General features: G+C 72.3%; 17 protein-coding genes and 1 pseudogene. 8 read left to right on the top strand and 10 right to left on the bottom strand.

All coding sequences use genetic code 11. The features are described 5' to 3' along the window. Nucleotides 1-160: 160 nt before the first annotated feature. Entirely contained in the window at nucleotides 161-3781 is a 3621-nt protein-coding gene (locus tag IEZ05_RS30745; RefSeq protein WP_189233567.1) for a TIM-barrel domain-containing protein, read from the top strand. 78 nt (nucleotides 3782-3859) lie between these two features. Here the strand turns inward: IEZ05_RS30745 and IEZ05_RS30750 are convergent, their stop codons facing one another. Further along, the gene (locus IEZ05_RS30750) at nucleotides 3860-4594 is read right to left on the bottom strand and encodes a L,D-transpeptidase family protein (RefSeq protein WP_189233568.1); all 735 of its coding nucleotides are present in this window, start codon (nucleotides 4592-4594) and stop codon (nucleotides 3860-3862) included. A gap of 378 nt (nucleotides 4595-4972) precedes the next feature. Between IEZ05_RS30750 and IEZ05_RS30755 the strand changes: the two genes are divergently transcribed. The 3 genes from IEZ05_RS30755 to IEZ05_RS30765 all read left to right on the top strand — a co-directional run bounded on the left by IEZ05_RS30755 (nucleotide 4973) and on the right by IEZ05_RS30765 (nucleotide 8952). Further along, on the top strand, nucleotides 4973-5176 hold the full coding sequence (locus tag IEZ05_RS30755) for a cold-shock protein (protein WP_028964611.1): 204 nt from the start codon (nucleotides 4973-4975) through the stop codon (nucleotides 5174-5176). 277 nt (nucleotides 5177-5453) lie between these two features. Beyond that, nucleotides 5454-8279 (top strand): SpoIIE family protein phosphatase/ATP-binding protein, encoded by a 2826-nt coding sequence (locus tag IEZ05_RS30760; RefSeq protein ID WP_189233569.1) that lies wholly within the window; start codon nucleotides 5454-5456, stop codon nucleotides 8277-8279. Nucleotides 8280-8346: 67 nt separating this feature from the next. Next, on the top strand, nucleotides 8347-8952 hold the full coding sequence (locus tag IEZ05_RS30765; protein WP_189233570.1) for a GNAT family N-acetyltransferase: 606 nt from the start codon (nucleotides 8347-8349) through the stop codon (nucleotides 8950-8952). Nucleotides 8953-8980: 28 nt separating this feature from the next. Here the strand turns inward: IEZ05_RS30765 and IEZ05_RS30770 are convergent, their stop codons facing one another. The 3 genes from IEZ05_RS30770 to IEZ05_RS30780 all read right to left on the bottom strand — a co-directional run bounded on the left by IEZ05_RS30770 (nucleotide 8981) and on the right by IEZ05_RS30780 (nucleotide 12059). Further along, the gene (locus IEZ05_RS30770; RefSeq protein ID WP_189233571.1) at nucleotides 8981-9664 is read right to left on the bottom strand and encodes a GntR family transcriptional regulator; all 684 of its coding nucleotides are present in this window, start codon (nucleotides 9662-9664) and stop codon (nucleotides 8981-8983) included. Nucleotides 9665-9819: 155 nt separating this feature from the next. After that, nucleotides 9820-10545: an aspartate/glutamate racemase family protein gene (locus IEZ05_RS30775; RefSeq protein WP_189233572.1), complete on the bottom strand. Its 726-nt coding sequence runs from the start codon at nucleotides 10543-10545 to the stop codon at nucleotides 9820-9822. Between the two features lie 26 nt (nucleotides 10546-10571). Further along, nucleotides 10572-12059, bottom strand: coding sequence for an NCS1 family nucleobase:cation symporter-1 (locus tag IEZ05_RS30780; RefSeq protein ID WP_189233573.1), 1488 nt, complete (start codon nucleotides 12057-12059; stop codon nucleotides 10572-10574). Nucleotides 12060-12259: 200 nt separating this feature from the next. On the opposite strand from IEZ05_RS30780, the gene IEZ05_RS30785 reads away from it, so the two are divergent. Continuing rightward, entirely contained in the window at nucleotides 12260-13189 is a 930-nt protein-coding gene (locus IEZ05_RS30785; protein WP_189233574.1) for a GNAT family N-acetyltransferase, read from the top strand. A gap of 143 nt (nucleotides 13190-13332) precedes the next feature. Here the strand turns inward: IEZ05_RS30785 and IEZ05_RS30790 are convergent, their stop codons facing one another. After that, nucleotides 13333-14370 carry a C40 family peptidase gene (locus IEZ05_RS30790; protein WP_189233575.1) on the bottom strand — a complete coding sequence of 346 codons (1038 nt, stop codon included), beginning with the start codon at nucleotides 14368-14370 and terminating at the stop codon, nucleotides 13333-13335. 666 nt (nucleotides 14371-15036) lie between these two features. On the opposite strand from IEZ05_RS30790, the gene IEZ05_RS30795 reads away from it, so the two are divergent. Genes IEZ05_RS30795 through IEZ05_RS30805 form a run of 3 tightly spaced genes read left to right on the top strand, consistent with a single transcriptional unit; the run spans nucleotide 15037 to nucleotide 17180 of the window. Then, nucleotides 15037-15867 carry a PP2C family protein-serine/threonine phosphatase gene (locus IEZ05_RS30795; RefSeq protein ID WP_189233576.1) on the top strand — a complete coding sequence of 277 codons (831 nt, stop codon included), beginning with the start codon at nucleotides 15037-15039 and terminating at the stop codon, nucleotides 15865-15867. Between the two features lie 51 nt (nucleotides 15868-15918). Further along, entirely contained in the window at nucleotides 15919-16905 is a 987-nt protein-coding gene (locus IEZ05_RS30800) for an MASE1 domain-containing protein (protein WP_189233577.1), read from the top strand. Between the two features lie 59 nt (nucleotides 16906-16964). Then, nucleotides 16965-17180 carry a hypothetical protein gene (locus IEZ05_RS30805; RefSeq protein ID WP_189233578.1) on the top strand — a complete coding sequence of 72 codons (216 nt, stop codon included), beginning with the start codon at nucleotides 16965-16967 and terminating at the stop codon, nucleotides 17178-17180. 24 nt (nucleotides 17181-17204) lie between these two features. Here IEZ05_RS30805 and IEZ05_RS30810 read toward each other — a convergent pair whose 3' ends face one another. The 5 genes and pseudogenes from IEZ05_RS30810 to IEZ05_RS30830 all read right to left on the bottom strand — a co-directional run bounded on the left by IEZ05_RS30810 (nucleotide 17205) and on the right by IEZ05_RS30830 (nucleotide 22372). Next, entirely contained in the window at nucleotides 17205-18038 is an 834-nt protein-coding gene (locus IEZ05_RS30810; protein ID WP_189233579.1) for a class II glutamine amidotransferase, read from the bottom strand. Nucleotides 18039-18089: 51 nt separating this feature from the next. Next, nucleotides 18090-19568, bottom strand: a complete 1479-nt coding sequence (locus tag IEZ05_RS30815) for a glutamate-cysteine ligase family protein (RefSeq protein WP_189233580.1) — start codon at nucleotides 19566-19568, stop codon at nucleotides 18090-18092. Between the two features lie 194 nt (nucleotides 19569-19762). Then, the gene (locus tag IEZ05_RS30820; RefSeq protein WP_189233581.1) at nucleotides 19763-20260 is read right to left on the bottom strand and encodes a peptidylprolyl isomerase; all 498 of its coding nucleotides are present in this window, start codon (nucleotides 20258-20260) and stop codon (nucleotides 19763-19765) included. Nucleotides 20261-20309: 49 nt separating this feature from the next. Next, complete coding sequence (gene gap / locus IEZ05_RS30825) at nucleotides 20310-21308, bottom strand: type I glyceraldehyde-3-phosphate dehydrogenase (protein WP_189233582.1); 999 nt, start codon at nucleotides 21306-21308, stop codon at nucleotides 20310-20312. Between the two features lie 108 nt (nucleotides 21309-21416). Continuing rightward, a pseudogene (locus IEZ05_RS30830) lies at nucleotides 21417-22372 on the bottom strand (GlxA family transcriptional regulator). Between the last annotated feature and the right edge of the window lie 30 nt (nucleotides 22373-22402).

Consider the following 22402-nt stretch of genomic DNA (forward strand, 5'->3'; position numbering starts at 1 on the left):
TCGTGCACCGACAGTGCTCCGGCAGTGACGCGGACAGCCCACTGGGGGAGTGTTGCCGTCATGCCCGGAATGCCTGCTATGTCACGCCTGCCGCCTCGGGACGCCACCGTCACCACCGACGCGCACGCGGCCGCAGCGCCGACCGACCCCGGAGGGCACCATGAACGGTCAGTCCCGAGCGCGTCTGCTCGCCGCCGCCCTGGCCGCGGCGCTGCTCACGGCCGCGGTGCCGTCGTACGCCGGCGCCCGCGACGCGTCCGCCGCCGACGGCCGGCTCGGCGACGCCACCGGCTTCACCGCGGACGGCGACACCTACACCGTCACCTCGGGCGACGCGAAGCTCCGCATCAGCTTCCCCGACGACGACCTCTTCCGCGTCCGCCTCGCCCCCGACGGGCACTTCACCGACCCGGCGAACGACGACCCCGCGGATCCCGCCGCCCCGGACGCCGACATCGTCGTCAAGACCGACTACAAGGGCGCCCACTCGACCCACACCGAGACCGACGACGCCTACGTCATCCGCACCGACGAGGCGACCCTGACGGTCACCAAGTCGCCCGTCACCCTGGCCCTCGCCGACGAGGACGGCAGACAGCTGTGGCGGGAGACCGCACCGCTGTCCTGGTCCGCCGGCGGAACCGCGCAGACCCTCGGCCAGGGCGCACAGGAGCAGTTCTTCGGCGGCGGCATGCAGAACGGCCGCTTCAGCCACCGCGGCCGGAGCATCGACATCAGCCGCGACTACGACTGGAACGACGGCGGCAACCCGAACGCGGCGCCGTTCTACCTCTCCAGCAACGGCTACGGCGTCCTGCGCAACACCTTCGCCCCCGGCCGCTACGACTTCGGCGCACCGGTACGCACCACCCACCAGGAACAGCGCTTCGACGCCTACTACTTCGTCGGCGACGCCAAGCAGGTCATCGACGGATACACCGAACTCACCGGCCGCCCCGCCATGCTGCCGATGTACGCCATGGAGCTCGGCGACGCCGACTGCTACCTGCACAACGCCAACCGCGGTGAACGCGAGACGCTGCGCGACTCCCGCGCGATCGCCGACGGCTACGCCCGCGAAGGCATGCCGCTCGGCTGGATGCTGGTCAACGACGGCTACGGCTGCGGCTACGAGGACCTCCCCGCGACCGGCGACATGCTGCACGGAAACGGCGCCGAACTCGGCCTGTGGACCGAGGCCGACCTGACCGAGCAGGAGTCCGAGGTCGCCGCCGGCGTACGGGTGCGCAAGACCGACGTCGCCTGGGTCGGCCCCGGATACCGCTTCGCCCTGGACGCCTGCGAGAAGGCGCAGAACGGCATCGAGGAGCACAGCGCCGACCGCGCCACCGTGCTCACCGTCGAGGGCTGGGCCGGCACCCAGCGCTGCGGCGCCATGTGGAGCGGCGACCAGTCGGGCTCGTGGGACTACATCCGCTGGCAGATCCCCACCTACGCCGGTTCCACCATGTCCGGCCAGCCCGTCACCACCGGCGACGTCGACGGCATCTTCGGCGGCAGCGCCGAGACCTATGTGCGCGACCTCCAGTGGAAGATGCTGCTGCCGATGACGTACGCCATGAGCGGCTGGGCGGCGAGCGACAAGCAGCCCTGGCGGTACGGCGCGCCCTACACCGCGATCAACAAGAAGTACCTGCTGCTGCACGAGCGGCTGCTGCCCTACCTGTACACGCATCTGGCGAACGCCTCGAAGACCGGCGTCGGCCCCACCCGCCCGCTGTACCTGAACTACCCGGACGACCCGGCCACCTGGGGCGACGCGGCGAAGTACGAGTTCCTCGCCGGCGACGACCTCCTGGTCGCCCCCGTCTACGAGGACAGCGACGTCCGCAACGGCATCCACCTCCCCGAGGGCCGCTGGGCCGACTACTGGACCGGCCGCGTGTACGAGGGCGGACAGACCCTGGACGGCTATCAGGCACCGCTGGACACGCTCCCGCTGTTCGTGCGGGCCGGCGCGATCGTGCCCATGTTCCCCGAGGGCACGACCGACTGGGCGCAGGGCAAGAAGTCGGGCCGTCTCGACCTCGACATCTACCCCGAGGGCGACTCCGCCTTCACCCTCTACGAGGACGACGGCCGCACCCGGGCCCACACCGAGGGCGAGTCGGCCACGCAGCGCATCGACGTGACCGCGCCGGACGCCCGCCGCCGCGGCCCCGTGGACATCCGGATCGGCGCGCTCCGGGGCGCCTACGAGGGCAAGCCCGCCCAGCGGCGCTACGGCCTGACCGTGCACACCGACACCGACCCCTCCGGCGTCCGGGCCGCCGGACAGCGGCTGCGGGAGGTGGCGTCCGAACGCGAACTGCGGGCGGCGCCGTCCGGCTGGTACTACGACGCCGGGACGGGTGTCGTCCACGTCAAGACCGCCCAGGTGTCCTCGGGCGAGCAGGTGACGGTGCGCATCGACGGAGCCGGCTCCGTCGGCGGCACGCATCCCCAGGACCGCGCCGTCGGCCTCGACGCCCGCACCGCCGCCATCGGCACCATCGGACAGTCCCAGCAGGTCGACGTCGCGGTCACCAACAGCACCGGCAAGCCGGTCGCGGTGACCGGATCGGCCGTCGACGCCCCCGAGGGCTGGCAGGTCGCCGCGACCGGACCGACGGGCACCCGTGCCCTGCCGGACGGCGGCACCTTCACCGCGCGCTTCACCGCGACGCCCCCGAAGGGCGCCGCCCCGGGCAGGTACGACCTCTCCGCCCGGGCGTCGTACACGACCCGGCAGCACAGCACCTACGCCGTGAACACCCGGACCGCCACCACACTGGCGCACCCCTCGCTCGCCTCGGCCGCCGACAACGTCGGCGTGACCAGGCAGGACGACCCGGACCCCGGCGACATCGACGGCGGCGGCTCCAGCTTCATCGCCGAACGGCTGGCCCACAAGGGCGTCACCCCGGGCGCCGCCGTCGAGGCGAACGGCTTCGCCTTCACCTGGCCCGACGCTGCACCGGGCACCCCCGACAACGTGACGGGCAAGGGCCAGACCATCCAGGTCTCCGGCGACGAGAAGGGCAACGCGCTGGCCTTCCTCGGCACCGGAACCAGCGGCAGCGCCGAGGGCACGGCGACCGTCCACTACACCGACGGCACGACCGCCGAGGCCAAGCTGGGCTTCCCCAACTGGTGCTGTCTGCCCACCGACCGGTACGGGGCGAAGACCGCGATCACCACGAAGGGCAAGAACACCCCGTCCGGCCCCGCCTACGACACCGTCGAGTACCGCCTCTACACCAAGACGCTGCGCATCGACCCGGACAAGGACGTCGCCGCCGTCACCCTGCCGGCGAACAGCGCCGTGCACGTCTTCGCACTGGCCGTGGGCGACGAGGACGTCGTGCCCCCGGCGATCCCGGACGGCCAGTACGCCCTGGCCCACACCGGAGGCGACGAACGGCTCGAGGCACCCGGCGACAGCGAGGCCGGCCCGCTGCGGGTCGGCGCGGCCTCCACGTCGCCGGCACAGAAGTGGAACGTCACCCGGAACGACGAGGGCGCCTACCAGCTGAAGAACGCCGGCAGCGGCCTCTGCGCCGACGTGGCCGGCAGCTCACAGGCCGCCGGAGCCACGGTGGTCCAGTACACCTGCACCGGCACCGCCAACCAGCAGTGGACCGTCACCGCGCAGGACGGGACGCTCACCCTGAAGGCCCGGCACAGCGGACTGACCCTGACCGCCACCGCCGACGGCCTCGTGGTCCAGTCCGCCGACGAAGGGGGAGCCCGGCAGCGCTGGCGGGCCACGCAGAACTGACCCCGCGCGCACCGCACCGGTCCCGCCACGGCCCACGGCTCATGCCAGGCCCCGGCGGGACCGGTGCCGTCGTGCCGGCTACTGCGCCAGCGCCGAGGCGGGCCCCATGACGACGACCGGCTGCCGGTCCGGGTCCAGGGCACGCAGCAGCGCGCGCAGGTGCTCCTCGTCCAGGGACACGCACGCGTTGGTAGGCCCGCCGTGGTCCACGTGGATCCACACCCCGCCGCCCTTGTCGTCGCCCAGCGGCCGTGTCTTGTCCAGCGGGGTGGTGCCGGGCACCCGGTTGTAGTCGACGGCGATCACGTAGTCGAACGAGCCCTCCAGGTCCTCGCCCAGGTGCCCGGTGCCCGAGAGCGCGAACTCCGGGTCCTGGTCGTAGGGCAGCCGGGTCCCCGGGTCGGGCAGCCGGCCTCCCGCGTCGCTGATCCCGAAGACGCCGATGGGCGTGCGCAGGTCGCCCGCGCTGTGGTCCCTCGTCCAGCCGCGCAGCCCGTTGTGCGCGGACCAGGGTCCGGCCACGGCCTGCCAGCCCCGCACGGGGTGCCGTTCGTACAGCACCACCTGGGCCCGGTTGGAGTCCGCTGTCGCGCCCCGCACCACCAGGGCCTGCCCGGTGGCCGCGGGCACCCGGGCCCGCACGGCGGGCCCGAGCCCGGGAAGCGGCCGGGCGGTGGGGCCCGCCGGAGCGGGGCGGGGGGATGCCGGCGGCGCGGGGGGTGTGCCGGGCGTCCGCGAGGCGCAGCCCGTACCCAGCAGGCCGGTGCACATCACCGCGCCGATCACCAGGGCCAGGGCTTTCCTGACGCTCATCTCAACCTCCGGTTCGGTAGGTGGGCAACTCATTGGTTGACCACCCGCGCAACCGGGTCGTGCCGATGCCCCGCGTCTCGCCCGTATGGCGCACGGACGACGCCGTGTGCGGGGAGTGACGGAAGGGGGCGCCGGCGGCGCCGGTCAGGTCGGACCGTCCGGGACCGGAGGGGCCCGCGGGCGCAACACCGTTCGTGCTCGGACCCCTTACTCACTGGTGAGGCGCGGACATGCCGTGTAGCGTCATCGGCAGATGTCGTGGTTCGACCCGACCGCCCGCACCGTGGTGCGGGCGGTCTGCTGTGCAGTGCCTTGGACCAGGACGACCACCTCCGGGTCCGCGCGGTGCGGATCCGATATCGGCTGAAAGGCAAAGGCATGGCCAGCGGTACCGTCAAGTGGTTCAACTCGGAAAAGGGCTTCGGCTTCATCGCGCAGGACGGGGGCGGCCCCGACGTCTTCGCGCACTACTCCAACATCAACGCCAGCGGGTACCGCGAGCTCCAGGAAGGCCAGGCTGTCACCTTCGACATCACCCAGGGCCAGAAGGGCCCGCAGGCGGAGAACATCACCCCCGCCTGACCGGGATGCGTTGAACCCGGCACGGCCCCCGGAAGCGGTTCGCTTCCGGGGGCCGTGTGCTTTTCCGGGCGGCGTACGACACGCGGCGCCGTGAGGCCGCAGCGGGTACGGTTGACTCATTCGTGAGGAATGCGACGAGCATCCCGGAAAGCGGCCCGGCAGGCGACGGCGGCGTCACTCGATCCGCGGCGCGCCCCGCTCCCCGTCGGATTTCTCGGCCGGCGAACGGCGGAACCCCACCCAGGGCCCGGACACTTGGGAGGGAGGAACACGGAGCGTGAGCGCACACCCACGTCGTCCCCGGGCCACGTCCCCCCACTCCGTCGGCGGGCGGCGCTCGCGAACCTCCTCCGGCCGGCACCGGGACGACCGGCGCGGCGACGACTCCCGGCCGGCGCGACCCCCGGGACGGCTGGGCTCCCTGTTCGACGTGCGCAGCGTCGCCGGCCAGGTGCTCCTCTTCCAGGTGATCGTCGTCGTCCTCACCGTCGCCGCCGCACTCGTGGCCCTGGTGCTGCAGTCCCGGAACGACAACACCCGTGCGGCCCGGCTCCGGTCCCTGGACATCGCCACGACACTCGCGCAGGCGCCGGGCACGGTGAGCGCGATGACCGGTCCCGACCCCACCGCCGTGCTGCAGCCCCTCACCGAGCGGATCAGACGCGACACCGGCGTCGACCTCGTCGTCGTGTACTCGCCTGAAGGGGTCCGGTACACCCACCCCGACCCCGCCCAGATCGGTGAGACCATCCCCGGTCCGCCCGAACCGCCGCGCGAACCCGTGACACGGACCATCGACACCACCCAGGGGCTGTCGGTCGTCTCGACCGTCCGCGCCACCGCGGCCGACGGCACCGCGGTCGGTTCGGTGGCCGTCGGCATCACGGTCCGCAAGGTGGCGGGCATGGCGGCCGAGCAGATGCCGATCCTCCTCGGCGCCGCCGCCGGGGCGCTGGCCGTGTGCGCGGGCGGCACCGCGCTGGTGAGCCGCCGGCTGCTGCGCCAGACCCACGGCCTCGGCCCGGTGGAGATGACCCGCATGTACGACCACCACGACGCGGTGCTGCACGCGGTGCGGGAGGGCGTGCTGATCACCGGAGGCGACGGGCGGCTGCTGCTGGCCAACGACGAGGCACGGCGCCTGCTCGACCTGCCACCGGACCTGGAGCGGCCGCGGATCGCCGACCTGCGCCTGGACCCGGGCATCGCCGAGCTGCTGACGTCGGTCCGGACGGCCACCGACGAGGTGCACCTGACCGCCGACCGGCTGCTCGCGGTCAACAAGCGGCCCACGGCCCCCGACGGCGCGTACGCCGGGAGCGTCGTGACGCTCAGGGACACCACGGAGCTGCGCGCCCTGTCCGGACGGGCCGAGGTGGCGCGCGAGCGCCTGACACTGCTCTACGACGCCGGCATGCGCATCGGCTCCACCCTGGACGTGGAGCGCACCGCACGGGAGTTGGCCGAGGTGGCGGTGCCGCGCTTCGCCGACCTCGTCACCGTGGAACTGGCCGAGGAGGTGCTGCGCGGAGAGGAACCGGCGGCCGTGACCACCGTCATGCGCCGTGCCGCCGTGAGCGGCAGCGGTGCCGGCCCGTCACCGCTGCCGGTGGGCAGGGCGGTTCCCCTCGCCGACGCCACGCCCCAGGCGCGGTGCGTGGCGAGCGGCCGGGCGGTGCTGGAGACGGACCCGAGCGCGGCCGGGGCAGGGCCGGCGCGGGACACCGAGCACCCGGCGCGCCCGCCGGACCACGACGCCGACGCCCTGATCGCGGTGCCGCTGCGCGCTCGCGGTGCGGTGCTCGGAGTGGTGAGCTTCTGGCGGGCCGGCGGAGCGGGGCCGTTCGACGAGGAGGACGTGCCGTTCGCCGAGGAACTGGCCACCCGTGCCGCCGTCGCGCTCGACAACGCCCGCCGCTACACCCGTGAGCACGCCATGGCGGTCACCCTGCAGCGCAGCCTCCTGCCCCGCGACCTGCCGGAACCGAGCGCCCTGGAGCTGGCCCACCGCTACCTGCCGGCCCAGGCGGGGGTGGGCGGCGACTGGTTCGACGTGATCGAGCTGTCCGGTGCCCGGGTGGCGCTGGTGGTCGGGGACGTGGTGGGACACGGGCTGCACGCGGCGGCCACCATGGGACGCCTGCGCACCGCGGTGCACAACTTCGCCACCCTCGACCTGGCCCCCGACGAACTGCTGGCCCGCCTGGACGACCTGGTCGCCCGGCTCGACCGGGAGCGGGCGGCCCAGGGAGAGGAGGAGGGACTCATCGGGGCCACCTGCCTCTACGTCGTCTACGACCCCGTCACCGGCACCTGCTGTACGGCCAGGGCCGGACACCCGCCCTTCGCCCTCGTCCTCCCGGACGGCACCGTGTCCTTCCCCGACCTGCCCGCCGGACCGCCCCTGGGCCTGGGCGGCCTGCCGTTCGACAGCGCCGAGTTCCGGGTGCCCGAGGGAAGCCAACTGGTCCTCTACACCGACGGACTCGTCGAGGACCGCGACCGGGACATCGACGTCGGCCTCGACATCCTGCGCACCGCGCTGTCCCACCCCGACCGGCCCCCCGAGCAGACCTGCCGGGCCGTGCTCGACGCCCTCCCGCCGGACCACGCGCGCGACGACATCGCCCTGCTGGTCGCCCGCACCCGGGTGCTCGACCCCGGCCGGGTCGCCGACTGGGACGTACCCCGAGACGCCGCGGCCGTTTCCGCCGTCCGCGCCGACGTCGGCCGGAAACTCGAGACATGGGATCTGGCGGAGGTGGGCTTCACCACCGAGCTCATCCTCAGCGAACTCGTCACCAACGCCATCCGCTACGGCAGCGCCCCCATCCACGTCCGCCTGCTGCGCGACCGCGGCCTGATCTGCGAGGTGTCCGACGGCAGCAGCACCTCGCCCCACCTGCGCCACGCGGCGGCCACGGACGAGGGCGGACGCGGCCTGTTCCTCGTCGCCCGGTACGCCGAACGCTGGGGAACCCGGTACACCACCACGGGCAAGGTCATCTGGACCGAGCAGTCGCTGGACGGCCGGACCACCGGGCTCGGCGGGTTCTCGGACGACGCCGACCCGCTCGACCAGTGGTCCGACGTGACCTTGTGACGTCCCGCGGTCAGGAGCGGGGCGGTACCCGGACCCCCGTGACCCGCCCAAGATCATCAAAGGCAGAATGACCCGTATGCCGATGACGAACACGCCGAGGACGGCGACGGCCGACGACGCTTCCGCGATCAGCCGCATCCTGGCCCGCGCCTTCGACGACGACCCGATGATGTGCTGGTTCTTCCCCGACGACGCCACCCGCGGCGCGGCGCTGGACCGCTACTTCGCCACCATCTTCACCCGCCAGTACGTCCGCCACTGCCTGTGCGAACGGACCGAGGCGGCAGCCGCCTTCTGGGTGCCGCCCGAGGCGCAGGCCAAGGCCGTTCCCGACGCGGAGACCGTCCAGCAGCTCCAGGACATCCTCGGCGACCGGGCCCCGCTGTTCCGGGACGCCGTCGAGGCGGCCGCGGCGCACACACCCCGGGAACCGCACTGGTACCTGGCGGTCATCGGCGCCGATCCGGCCGCCCGGGGCCAGGGACACGGGGCCGCGCTGCTGCGCTCGGGACTGGCCAAGGCCGACGCGGCGGGCATGCCCGTCTGCCTGGAGTCCTCGAAGCCGTCCAACCTGCCCTTCTACGAGCACTTCGGCTTCACCGTGCGTGAGGAGCTGCGGCTGCCGGGGGAGGGGCCGGTTCTGTGGTCGATGCGGCGCGAGCCGCGCCGCTGACCGGTGACGGGGCCGGGCGGCGCAGCGGCTAGCCCTGTTCCCGCTCCGGCTCCGTCTCCTGTTCCTTCTCCTGCCGGGTGTGGCGGCCCAGGGCGGCACTGCGGCTGGTGGCGAGGTGCTCCAGGACGAGTGCCTGCACCCGCTCGACGTCGCGCTCCGCGATCGCCTGACAGAGCGCCTCGTGTTCCAGCGCGACGCCCTCCAGGTCGTCGTGCTGGCCCATGAGCCACCGCAGCCGGCTGCGCAGGACGCCTTCGAGCTCGTTGAGCAGCTCGTTGGCGGCGAGGGAGATGACGGTCTGGTGGAAGTCGGCCGCCGCCCGGTGGGCCCGTACCGCGTCGCCGGCCCGGGCCGCCGCCAGCTCGGCGTCCACGGTCGCGCGCAGTCTCTCCAGTCCGGCGCGGGTGTGCCGTTGCGCGGCGAGCCGGAAAGCGAGGGTCTCCAGGCCCGAGCGCACTTCGTCGAGGTCGGCGATGTCGCTCGTGGTGAACTCGCGCACCACCGCCCACGTGCGCGGCCTGGGCGTCACCAGCCCTTCGGACACCAGTGTCCTGAGGGCCTCGCGGACGGGCAGCCGGCTCACCCCGAGTGCCTCGGCCAGCTCCCGCTCGACGAGCCTGCTGCCCGGCTGTCGTACACCGTCGAGGATCTCGTCGCGCAACTGCCGGGTCACCCGCTCGGACTCGGGCATGAAATCCCCTGACGCAGCCATTGCCGTCCTTCGTCGTTCGTCCCGTTCCACGGCGCACCGGCTGCGGCGGTGCGGTGCGGCAGCCGGGCGGCCCGTCAGAATACCGTGCGGCCGGTGTGACCGGCGGCCCGGTCCGGTGCCGGCGCGGAGGGCGGAGGCAGGGACGACGGGGGACGTCAGCGGGCCGCCGGTGGCCAGTTGACGATCTGTTTGGGGCGCGGCGCCGCGTACGTGCGGACCTTGGACGTGGACAGGCCGAGACGGACCAGCGATTCGGCGATCGTCACGGCGGCGGTCACTCCGTCCACGACGGGTACGCCGGTACGGTCCACGACGCGTTCGGCGAGTCCGGCCATGCCTCCGCAGCCCAGGCAGATGACCTCGGCCCGGTCGTCCTCCACCGCACGGGCGGCCTGTTCGGCGATGGCGTCCACGGCGGCCTGCTCGTCGCGTTCGAGTTCCAGGACGGCGAGCCCGCTGGCCCGCACGGACGCGCACCGGGCACTCATCCCGGCCGCCTCCAGCCGCTCCTCGATGAGCGGCACCGTACGGTCGAGGGTGGTGACGACGGAGTAGCGGCGGCCGAGGAACTGCGCGGTGCTCGCCGCCGCCTCGGTGATGTCGACGACGGGGACGTCGAGGAGTTCCTGCAGTCCCTCCCGCCCGTGTTCGCCGTACCCGGCCTGGATGACCGCGTCGAACGGCTCCGGATGGGCGCGGACGGTCTCCATGACGGCCACCGCGGCGAGGTAGCTCTCGTAGTTCCCCTCGACGGACTCCGCGCCGAAGGAGGGGGTGAGGGGGACGATCTCGGTCCCGGGCGAGGCGGCGCCGGCCGCCTGCTTGCCGATCGCGTCGGTGATGGACTGGGTGGTGTTGACGTTGACCACGAGGATGCGCATGGGGTGGGGCCTTCTGCTCGGGCTGGTCATTCGGCGGCGACGGCGATGGCCTCGCCGTCCACGTCGCGGATCGGCACGGCACGGTCGGCGACGACCGCGTACAGCGCGGCGGCGACGACGGCGCCGATGAACCAGGAGAACCCGGCCGCGGCGTGGAAGAAGGGCACGAGGGCGACCACGACGGCGATCGCGGCACTCGGGAGGAAGGCGGCGACGGCCCGCGGGTTGTAGCCGCGCCGGTAGTGGTACTCGGCGTCCGTGTCCTCGGTGTAGAGGGCGGGCACGTTGACCCGGGCCTTCCGCAGCAGCCAGTAGTCGGCCATGATCACGCCGAAGAGCGGTCCGAGCAGCGCGCCGAGCCCGCCGAGGAAGTAGTTCACGACGACCGGGCTGTTGTAGAGGTTCCAGGGCGTGATCACGAGGCCCAGCACGGCGCTCACCAGACCGGCCCGGCGGAAGTCGAGCCGGCGGGGGAAGAGGTTGACCAGGGCGTAGATGGGCGCCACGAAGTTGGCCAGCAGGTTCACCGCGACCGTCAGGGCGATGAGGGCGAGCGAGGCGACGGCCAGCAGGAACATGTTGGGGACGGACCTGACGATGTCGGTCGGACTGGTGATGACCCGGCCGTCGAGGCTGAACTGGGCCCCGCTGAGGACCGCCACGATGCAGGCGAAGAAGAGCATGTTCACCGGGATGCCGATGACGTTGCCCCGGACGATGGAGCCGCGGTTCCTCGCGGACCGCGTGAAGTCGCAGAAGTTGAGGACGAACGTCCCGTAGATCACCACCCACAGCGCGGCGGCCTGGAGGACCTGGAGCCACATCGCGCCGCCGGTGAGCGGGTCGCCGTCGGACAGGGAGATCGAGCCGTCCGCGCGGACGAACATCCACACCGCGAGCGCGCACATGGTGAGCAGCGTGACGGGTGCCGCGAAGGCCATGTACCGCCGGATCATCTGCATCCCGTAGCTCACGATGAGCACCTGGAGCGCCCACAGGGCCAGGAACGTGATCCAGCCGAGCGTCGACTGGCCGAGCAGGGAGTCGGTGTCCAGGCGGCTCAGTTCCGGGAACAGTGCCACCAGGAGTGCGCTGAGTACGGCGGAGGCCAGATAGGTCTGGATACCAAACCAGGCGATGGCTACGGCGCCGCGCACGGCGGCCGGGATCTTCGCTCCCTTGATGCCGAACGCGATGCGGCTCATGACGGGGAACGGCACACCCGTTTTGTGACCCATGAACCCGGACAGGGTGAGCAGGAGGAAGAGCAGGACGGACGCGAGCGCAAAGGCGGCCAGGATGCCCCACACGTTCAGCCCCAGGGCGAACAGTCCGATGGCGAACGCGTAATTGCCCAGGCTGTGCACGTCGTTGGCCCAGAGTGTGAAGACGTTGTAGGCGCCCCAGCGGCGCCCCTCCTTCTTCGTCGGGGCCAGGTCGTAGGTGTAGAGGGCGGAGCTGGTCGCGGTGTCGCCGGTCGGCGCGGACGAGCGGCGGTCTTCCAGGGCAGTCATGCGGGGACTCCTGGTTCGGGGTGCGGGGAGCTGGCGGTTTCCACGAAGTGGAAGCGGGATTCCGTGCCCCAGAACGTAGTTTTCGCCAAACGGCACCGTCAAGGGGTCGGCGGTAAATGGAATACCATTTATTGGCCGCCCGGACGCCTGGCCGCCGAAAACCCGTTGCGTCCGGCGACCGTGCCCCCGAGGCTGCACCCATGTCCCCCGCCTTCCTGCGGCCGGCCGCTCTCTCCGACGCCCCGGCCATCACCGAACTCCTCAACGAGGTCGACCGGATCGAGATCGGCCGTGCCGAGACCGACCTGCACGAGGTCGAGGCCGACCTGAAGCGCCCGGACACGGACCTGGAGCACGACTCGTGGGTGGCCGTCGACGACGGCAGGATGGTGGCCTACGGCCTGCTCTGGGACGAGTCCGGCGGCGAGCGCGTCGACATCGACCACTACGTGCTGCCCGACCACCAGCAGACCGGGCTGCGCCTGCTGGCCGCGATGGAGACGCGCGCACTGGCGAAGGCGCGCGCCAACGGAGCCGGCCGGGCCGTCGTCCATCTGCACCTCAACGCCCGGCCCACGACCGACACCGCGCTGCTCACGGCGCGCGGCTGGCGAACCGTACGCCGCTACCACGTGCTGCGCCGCCCCGTGGACGCGGCGGGCGATCTGCCGCCCGCCCCGCCGCCGGGCGTGCGGGTGCGGACCTGCGTCACCGAGGCCGACCGGTTGCGGGTGCACGAGCTGTACCAGTCGGCGTTCGCCGGCCACTTCGACTTCCAGTCGCGCGACTACGAGCGCTGGCTGCACGACATCGGCGGGGAGCGGCTGGACTGGTCCCTGGTGTGGATCGCCGGCACCGACGACCTGGGCGACGCCGGGTTCCTGCTGGCCCGGGACGACCGGGAGGCCATGGGCTGGATCCGCAGCATCGGGGTCCTGCGCGAGGCGCGCGGCCGCGGCCTGGGTGGCTTCCTGCTGCGGCAGGCCTTCGCCGGGTTCGCCGCGCGCGGACGGGACACGGTGGGTCTCGGCGTCGACACCGAGAACGCCACGGGCGCGCCGCGCCTGTACGGCCGCAACGGCATGACGGTGCACTTCGCCGTCGACACCTGGGAGGCGGTACTCACCTGACGCCCGCCCCGCCCGCCCGGGGGCCAGGGTGCAGACAGCGCGAGGCCCCCGGCCGGCACGGTCCGACGGGGGCTCCGCGTGCTCGCGGCTCAGGAGGAACGGCACGGCGGGGTGCCGCGCCGGTAGCCGCTGCCCGCGTCAGGTCAGACGCGGACGCCGAACATGAACGGTCCGCCGATGGTGTCCATCGACTCGTACCGTACGACCGTGCCGGTGCGGGGGGCGTGCAGGATCTGGCCGTTGCCCGCGTACAGGCCCACGTGGTGCAGGTCGTTGAAGAAGAAGACCAGGTCGCCGACCTGGAGCTGGCTCCGTGTGAGACGGGTCCCGATGCCCGACTGGGCCTCGGAGGTGCGCGGTATGTGGACGTCGGCCTGGGCGTAGGCCCAGGAGGTCAGGCCCGAGCAGTCGTACGAGGAGGGTCCGGTGGCGCCGCGGATGTAGGGCTTGCCGAGCTGGCTCTGCGCGGCGGTGAACGCGGCGCCGGCCCGGCCGGACGCGGGGGTGTGGTGGCCGGTGTTCACCTGCTCGGCGGAGGCTTGGCCGGCGCGCTGCTGCTCGGCGGCGAGGGCCGCCTTCTCCTGTGCGGTCAGGGTGTTGAGCAGCTTCTGCGCCTCGGCGAGCTTGCTCTGGACCTCCTTCTTCCTGTTGCCCAGCTCCGTGCGGGTGGTGGCGAGGTCCTCGAGCTTCTCGGTGGCCTCGGCGCGCTCCTGGGCCAGTTTCTGCTGTTTGCCCTGGATCTTCTTCAGGGCGTCGACCTGTCGGCCGCTCAACTGGTCGAGCGTGCCCGCCTTGGCGAGGAAATCGTCCGGGTCCGACGAGAGGAGGAGCTGCACCGAGGCGTCGATGCCTCCGGAGCGGTACTGGGCGGCGGCCAGTGACCCCAGCCCGTCGCGCAGTGCGTTCAGCTCCTGCTGGCCGCGGGCGACGCTGTCCTGGACGGCGGAGACCTCCTTCTGCAGCTTCCGCTGCTTCTCGTCGGCCGCGTTGTACTTCTCCGTGGCCTGCTCCGCCTGCACGTAGAGCTTGTCGACCTTCGCCTTGACCTCGTCCTTGCCGAGCTTCTGGCCGGGCGTGGCGTCGGCGGCGTTCGCGCTCAGGGCGACGGCAGCGGCGGCCGCCGTGGTCAGCACGCTCACGCGCGTGCGGCTGGGCTGTCTGGGTCGACGATGGGAGGTCACAGAAACGGACTCCTGTTCCTTGGGCCACCGGCCGATGCGTCGGTGGCCTGAGCGGGGGGTGGGGAGTGTGCGTGGTCCGGCCTTCCCGGACAGCGGTACGAGCGGGGATGCCGCCGGTGTCACGCGCCTGCGGCGGTCACGGGCGCCCGGGGCCGTCCTGAAGGGCGCAGTTCATTGCCACACGGTCGAGGTGCCCTCCTCGCGGAGGTCTCCGCATGTGCATGCTCCTTTGCCGAGTGGCGTGGTCGTGCGAGGGGGAGGGAAGAACCCGCGTCCCTCCCGGCCACTGGCGAGTGGATCACGAGCACGTGGGGGCGGACCATGCAGAACTACCGGCAGAAGTAGCCGTCTTCTCCCTACTGCCTTGCAAGGCTCGGCGGCCAGGACGCGTCCAGGGGCCTGGGCGATCACGCCTCCCGTCAGGGCTCGTGGCCGTCGGCACCCGGACGGCCTACGCCGCGTCGGCGGGAGAGCAGGGCGTGGCCACGACGGGCGCGAGATGCTCGCCTCGTACGTGACGCCCCGAGGGGGGCCGGCGTCGTCGTCCGTCGGCTGCGCCGGCCACGCCCCGTGACGGCCGGCCCGGCGCGCTGAGGGGACGAACGGTGCCATAGTGATACGTGTCCCCCGCGGACTCATCCTGTGGAGCCGGAGCTGGAGCGGTCGATGTTCCGCAAGCGCCCTGTACACGACGGCGACGAGCTGCTGGCCAGGCTCGGATCGCTGACCGCACAGGCGCGCGAGCTCGCGGAGCTGCAGCGCTCCCGGGTGGAGCTGGCCATCGCCCTGCAGCGCGGCATGCTCCCGAGCGACATGCCCGACGTCCCCGGGTTCCACCTGGCCGCCCGGTACTCGCCCGCCTACGCTGGGCTCAACGTCGGCGGCGACTGGTACGACGCCTTCACGCTGCCCGACGGCCGCATAGGCCTGTCCGTCGGGGACGTGCAGGGCCACACCATCGACGCGGCGGCCTTCATGGGACAGATCCGCGTCGGCCTGCGGGCGCTCGCGTCCGTCACCAGCGAGCCCGGCGAACTGCTCGCCCGGACCAACGACCTGCTCCTGAGCCTGGGCACCGACCTCTTCGCCACCTGCACCTTCATGCGGTTCGACCCCGACACCGGCACCGTGGAGAGCGCGCGGGCCGGGCACATCCCCTGCGTGTGGGCCACGGCGGACGGGAAGTCCGGAATCTCCGAGGACGAAGGGGGCCCGCCGCTCGGTGTCCAGGAGGGCATGGAGTACCCGGTGACCCGGTACCGGCTCACCACGGGCGGTGTCTTCCTCCTGCTCACCGACGGTGTCGTGGAGGGCCCCTCGCTCCCCGTCGACGAGGGCCTCGAACGGGTCGTGCGGCTCGCCGGTATCGCGGCCGTCGCGGGCATGGAGGCGACCTCGCTGGCAGCCGCCGTGATCAAGAACGCGGCGCTGGTGGGGCACGAGGACGACGCGGCCGTGCTCGTCGTCGGCCACGACCGGCGGGCCGTTCAGCCTTAGGGCGGGAGCCGCGCGCCTCTCGCCTCGCCGACGGGGCGGCGCCGGTGTCTGATGGCTGCTGTGGTGGGTATCGCTGCTTGGCCGCGCCCGCTCGTCCGGGTCCTGGAGACACTGCTCGTCGCGGGCTGCTACTACGCGGCGGGCCGGCTCGGGCTGCTGCGGCACCTGGTCGTGGAAGGCGCGGTGGTCGCCCCCATGTGGCCGCCCACCGGCGTCGCGGTGGCCTGCCTGCTGATCCTCGGGCTGCGCTGCGCGCCCGGCATCGCCCTCGGCGCCCTCCTGGTCGTCATGTACCTCTCCCCGCTGCGGCCCTCGGCGCTCGGGATCCTCGCCGGCAACACCGCCGCCCCCGTCTGCGCGTACCTGATGCTGCGTGCGGTGGGCTTCCGTACGGACCTGAGCCGCCTGCGTGACGGCCTGGCGCTGGTGTTCCTCGGCGCGCTCACCGCCATGCTGATCAGCGCCGGCGCCGGCGCCGGCATGGCCGTCCTCACCGGCGAACTCCCCACGGACCGCTTCTGGCCCGTGTGGCTGGCCTGGTGGGCGGGCGACGCGATGGGCGTCGTCCTCGTCACCCCGCTGCTCCTGCTGCTGTACCGGGCCCGCCGGCCGCCCCCGGGCACCCGGTGGTGGGAGGCATCGGCCCTGGCTCTCGTCGTCTGCGTCCTGGTACCGCTGATCAGCCAGACCCGGATCAGCCTGCTGTTCCTGGTCTTCCCCCTGCTGATCTGGGCAGCGCTGCGCTTCCAGCTGGCCGGCAGCCTGCCGTGCGCGCTCTTCGCGTCCGTCCTGGCGTCCGTAGCCGCCACGGACCGGTCCGGTTCCTTCGCGCGGCTGACCGACGTCGAGGTGATGATGAAGCTCCAGGCGTTCAACGGGGCCATGGGCCTGACCGCGCTCCTGCTGTCCGCGGTGATCACCGAGCAGCGCAACACCCGGCGCTCGGTGGAACGGGCCTGTCAGGAACTGGTCGAGGCGTTGCAGCACCTGTCGGCGGGCGAGTCGGCGCGCAACCGGTCAGTCGAGGAGGACCGCTGAACGGCGCCCACCGGCGGTGTCCGGGTGCGCGCGGCCGGCATCCGGCACACCCTGGGAGCATGTCCGGTGACCCTGCCATCGTCGTCTATCCGCCCGCCCGGGACGGCGGCCGGCGCGTCCGCTTCGACGGCGCCTTCCTGGGCATGGCCTACACGCTCGTCGACATCGCGGAGTTCCTGCGCCGCGCCGGCATGGAGGACGTGGAGGCGTCGGACGTCCAGGCCGCTCAGTGGATCGAGTGGCGCGGCGGCGGGCCGCACGACTGGACACCGTGACGACAGGCGGCCCCGGCGCAGGCGTCAGACCGGCTGCGGGGTGAAGGGGTACATGGCGTCACCGTCCGGCTGGACGACGCCGTAACTGCTCTCGGGGACCTTGTTCCACACGCCCGGCAGATCGCCGAGGGGCTCCGAGACGATCAGGCGGGTGTCGTCGGACGCCTCCCGCAGGAACGGCAGGTCGGGATGGAGCGCCCGCAGGCTCTCCACGGCCGAGCTGTAGAAGAGCGACCGCGAGTCCTGCTGGCTGGAGTAGCGGAAGGCCCACAGCCGTTGCCCGTCGGTCACGGCGACCGTCATCTGCAGCGGGTACTCCACGTGGTGCTCGTGCCCGATCTCCTCCACCAGCCCGGCCATCCGCGCCACGGCCGCCGGCGGATCGTCCTCCAGGCCCAGCGTGAGGGCCAGGTAGAACATCATCTCCGAGTCCGTCGACCCCTCCATGTCGGGAAAGAGCCCCGGGTCCACGGCCAGGGCGAGGTCCCGGCGCAGCCGGTGGAACTCGGCGATCGCACCGTTGTGCATCCACATCCACCGGCCGTGGCGGAACGGATGGCAGTTGGTCTGCTGCACCGGGCTCCCGGTGGAGGCCCGGATGTGCGCGAAGAACAGCGACGACCGGACGTGGCCGGCGATCTCCCGCAGATTGCGGTTGCTCCACGCCGGGCCGATCTCCCGCACGATCGCGGGCGTCCTCATCTCCGGGCCGAACCAGCCGACGCCGAAGCCGTCCCCGTTCGTGGTCTCCACGCCCATCCGGGAGTGCAGGCTCTGGTCGATCAGGGAGTGCTCGGGCTTGTAGAGGATGGTCTCGAGCAGCACCGGCGTACCCGAGTAGGCGAGCCATCGGCACATCGTCTGCCGCCTCCCTGGTCTTGGGGCACGTGCCGCACGGGGCGCCGCACGTCAGTCGACCGGCCAGGTGTGGACCGGGGCGTTGAGATGCATGTAGTCCATGTACTGCTGGGTCATCCGCCGCAGGGCCTCGTGCCGGCCCACGTGGGTGGAGTCGTCGATGTGATGGAACATCTCCTTCTGCCAGACCGCGCCGTTGCGCCCCGTGACGCACCGCTGCTCGATGATGCCGAGCAGCGGCTCCCGCCAGGCCGCGTCCATGCCGGACAGCTCCAGTCCCCGGTGCGCCAGCGGCAGCAGGCGCCGCAGCACGAGTTCGGGCACGGGCACCTCGCCCATGCCGGGCCAGTACAGCAGTGCCTCGATGCCGTGCCGGGCCGCGGTGTGCAGATTGTCCTCGGCGACCGAGAACGACATCCGCGACCACACCGGCCGGTCCTCCTCCACCAGGGCGCGAGTGAGCCCGTAGTAGAAGGCGCCGTTGGCGAGGGTGTCGGCGACCGTCGGCCCGGCGGGCAGCACCCGGTTCTCCACCCGGACGTGCGGCTTGTCGTGGGCGACGGCGTAGACCGGGCGGTTCCAGCGGTAGATGGTGCCGTTGTGGAGGGTGAGTTCGCCCAGTTCGGGAATGTCACCGCGGTCCAGCGTCTCCGTCGGATTCTGGTCCTCGCACAGGGGCAGCAGCGCGGGGAAGTAGCGCAGGTTCTCCTCGAACAGGTCGAAGACACTGTTGATCCACCGTTCGCCGAACCACACCCGCGGCCGCACCCCCTGCGCCTTGATCTCCTGCGGCCGGGTGTCGGTCGCCTGTTCGAACAGCGGGACACGGCTTTCGTGCCACAGCTCCTTGCCGAGCAGGAACGGCGAGTTCGCCGCGAGTGCGACCTGCACCCCGGCGATCGCCTGCGCGGCGTTCCAGTAGTCGGCGAACTCCTCCGGGGACACCTGGAGGTGGAACTGGGTGCTGGTGCACGCGGCCTCCGGGGTGATCGTGTCCGCGTAGGTCCGCAGCCGGTCGACGCCGTCCACCTCGATGTGCAGGTCCTCGCCGCGGGCCGCGAACACCTGGTCGTTGAGCATCCGGTAGCGCGGATTCTCCGACAGCGCTGCCTCACCGACGTCCGACTGCCGCAGCGTGGGCAGGATGCCGATCATGATCAGATGCGCGCCGACGGACTTCGCCCGGTCCTCCGCGTGGTTCAGGGCGCCGCGGATCTCGGTCTCCCAGGAGTCGGGGCCGCCCGCCGTCAGCCGGCGGGGCGGGATGTTGATCTCCAGGTTGAACCGGCCCAGCTCGGTGGACCAGGCGGGGTCCGCGATGGCCTCCAGCGCGTCGCTGTTGCGCATCGCGGGTTCGGCCTCGTCGTCGACCAGGTTGAGCTCGATCTCCAGTCCCACCTGGGGCCGCTCGGTCTCGAACCGCGACTCGCGCAGCATCTGCGCGAAGGCCTCCAGGCACTCCTGCATCTTGATCCGGTACCGGCGGCGGTCCTCGCGGGTGAAGACCAGCGCCGGGACGTCCCGTCCCATCGGCCCTCCCGGTTCCCTTCCTCGGACGCCTCTCCACCCCAGCGTCGCACCGCCGGGCGCCCCGCACCACGCGGGGCGCCGTGCGGGGCGGCGGGCCGGGGGCATCGAGGAGACGGCGGAAACGGGACGGCGCCCGCCGCACTGGGTGCGGCGGGCGCCGTGTCCGGGCGGGCCTTCGCCCGGCCGGTGCGGGCTCAGAGCTTGCCCGAGTCCCGCACCGTGATGGTCGCGGAGGTGCGGCCCGACGGGGAGGAGCCGTAGCCCTCGATCGTGTCCACCACGTCCGTGCCCTCGACGACCTTGCCGAAGACGACGTGCTTGCCGTCCAGCCACGGGGTGGGGACGGTGGTGATGAAGAACTGCGAGCCGTTGGTGTTCGGACCCGCGTTCGCCATCGAGAGCAGGTACTTGCCGGTGTGCTTCAGCTGGAAGTTCTCGTCCGCGAACTTCTCGCCGTAGATGCTCTTGCCGCCGGTGCCGTCGCCCCTGGTGAAGTCACCGCCCTGCAGCATGAACTGCGGAATCACACGGTGGAACGGGGAGCCCTTGTAGCCGAAGCCGTGCTCGCCGGTCGCCAGCTCGATGAAGTTCTTGGCGGTCTTGGGGGTGACGTCCTCGAAGAGCTCGAAGACGATGCGGCCCGCGTCCTTGCCGTCGATGTCGATGTCGAAGAAAACCTTGGAATTGCTCATCGCACCATTGTGACGGGTGTGGTCCGCGGACCGTTAACCGGCTGTCCCCTCAACGGGTGGCGAGCAGCAGCAACGTGTCGATCACGCGGTTGGAGAAGCCCCACTCGTTGTCGTACCAGGCGACCACCTTGACGTGGCGGCCGTCGACCCGGGTGAGTTCCGCGTCGAAGATCGACGAGGCCGGGTTGCCGGTGATGTCCGACGACACCAGCGGGTCCTCCGAGTACTCGAGGACACCGGCGAGCGGGCCCTCGGCCGCGGCACGGTAGGCCGCCAGCACGTCCTCGCGCGTCACCTCGCGGGAGACGGTGGTGTTGAGCTCGACGATCGACCCGACCGGGACCGGCACGCGGATCGAGTCGCCCGACAGCTTGCCGTCGAGGTTCGGCAGCACCAGACCGATCGCCTTCGCCGCGCCCGTGGTGGTGGGCACGATGTTCACGGCGGCGGCCCGGGCGCGGCGGGCGTCGCGGTGCGGACCGTCCTGGAGGTTCTGCTCCTGCGTGTAGGCGTGCACCGTCGTCATGAAGCCGTGCTCGATGCCGGCGAGCTCGTCGAGCACCGCGGCCAGCGGCGCGAGCGCGTTGGTCGTGCACGAGGCGTTGGAGACGACGGTGTGCACGTCCGGGTCGTAGGCGTCGGTGTTGACCCCGTACGCGAGCGTCACGTCGGCGCCGTCCGACGGCGCGCTGACGAGCACCTTCCGGGCGCCCGCGTCGAGGTGGGCGCGCGCGGCCTTGGCCGACGTGAAGCGGCCCGTCGCCTCCAGCACGATGTCGACGTCCAGCTCGGCCCACGGCAGCTGCGCCGGTTCCCGCTCGGCGAGCACCTTGATCCGGCGGCCGTCGACGACCAGGGCGTCCCCGTCGGCGGTCACCGGGCGGCCGAGCCGGCCGGCCGTGGTGTCGTAGGCGAGCAGGCGCGCCAGCGTGGCGGGCTCCGTGAGGTCGTTGACGGCGACGACCTCCAGGTCACTGCCGCGTTCGAGCAGGGCACGCAGCACATTGCGTCCGATGCGGCCGAATCCGTTGATGGCGATGCGAGTCATGAGTGTGTCCCTTCGTCTCGCCACCCAGGGTGCTGCGTGGCGGACACCCGGGACAGCGGCGCGATCGCCACGGTTCGAAAGGATCCCGCCAGGCCCGTGTCGAGCGCGTCACTCGCCCTGGGCGAAGGTGCGGCGGTACTGGGTCGGCGTGGTGCCGAGGATGCGCTGGAAGTGCAGCCGCAGATTGGTGGCGGTGCCGAGCCCGACGTCGTCGGCGATCTGCTCCACGCTGCGCTGCGACCGTTCGAGCAGCTCACGCGCCATGTCGATGCGGGCGCGCATGACCCACTGCATCGGCGTGTATCCCGTGTCCTCGACGAAGCGCCGCGACAGGGTGCGCGGCGACACCGCCGCGTGCCGGGCCAGCGTCTCCAGGGTGAGGGGCTCGCCCAGCCGGTGCAGCGCCCACTCGCGGGTGGCGGCGAACCGCTCGCCGAGCGGCTCGGGCACGCTGCGCGGCACGTACTGCGCCTGGCCCCCGCTGCGGTAGGGCGCCGCCACCAGGCGCCGGGCCGCGTGGTTCGACGCGGCCACCCCGAGGTCGCCGCGCAGGATGTGCAGGCACAGGTCGATGCCGGAGGCGGCGCCCGCCGACGTGAGCACCCGTCCCTCGTCGACGAACAGCACGTTCTCGTCGACCCGGACCAGCGGATGCCTCGCCGCCAGCGCCCGCGTGTAGTGCCAGTGCGTCGTGGCCCGCCGGCCGTCGAGCAGGCCCGTGGCGGCCAGCGCGAAGGCGCCCGTCGAGATGGCCGCGAGCCGCGCGCCCGGTCGTGGGCGGCGACCAGCGCGTCGACGACGGCCGGTGGCGGGTCCTCGCGGTCCGGGAACCGGTAGCCGGGCAGGAACACGAGGTCGGCCCACGCGAGGGCGTCGAGGCCGTGGGCGACGTGGTACGACAGGCCGTCGCCGCCGGTCACGAGGCCGGGCGTCGCGCCGCACACCCGCACCTCGTACGGCATGCTGGCGCGGGTCGTGAACACCTGCGCGGGAATGCCGACGTCGAGCGGCTTGGCACCCTCGAACACAAGGACGGCGACGCGACGCAGGCGGGGGTCTGGCACGGTGACAGGGTATGCGGACACGCCCGGGCC

It is taken from the genome of Streptomyces flaveolus, from assembly GCF_014648815.1.
Lineage (GTDB): Bacteria > Actinomycetota > Actinomycetes > Streptomycetales > Streptomycetaceae > Streptomyces > Streptomyces flaveolus.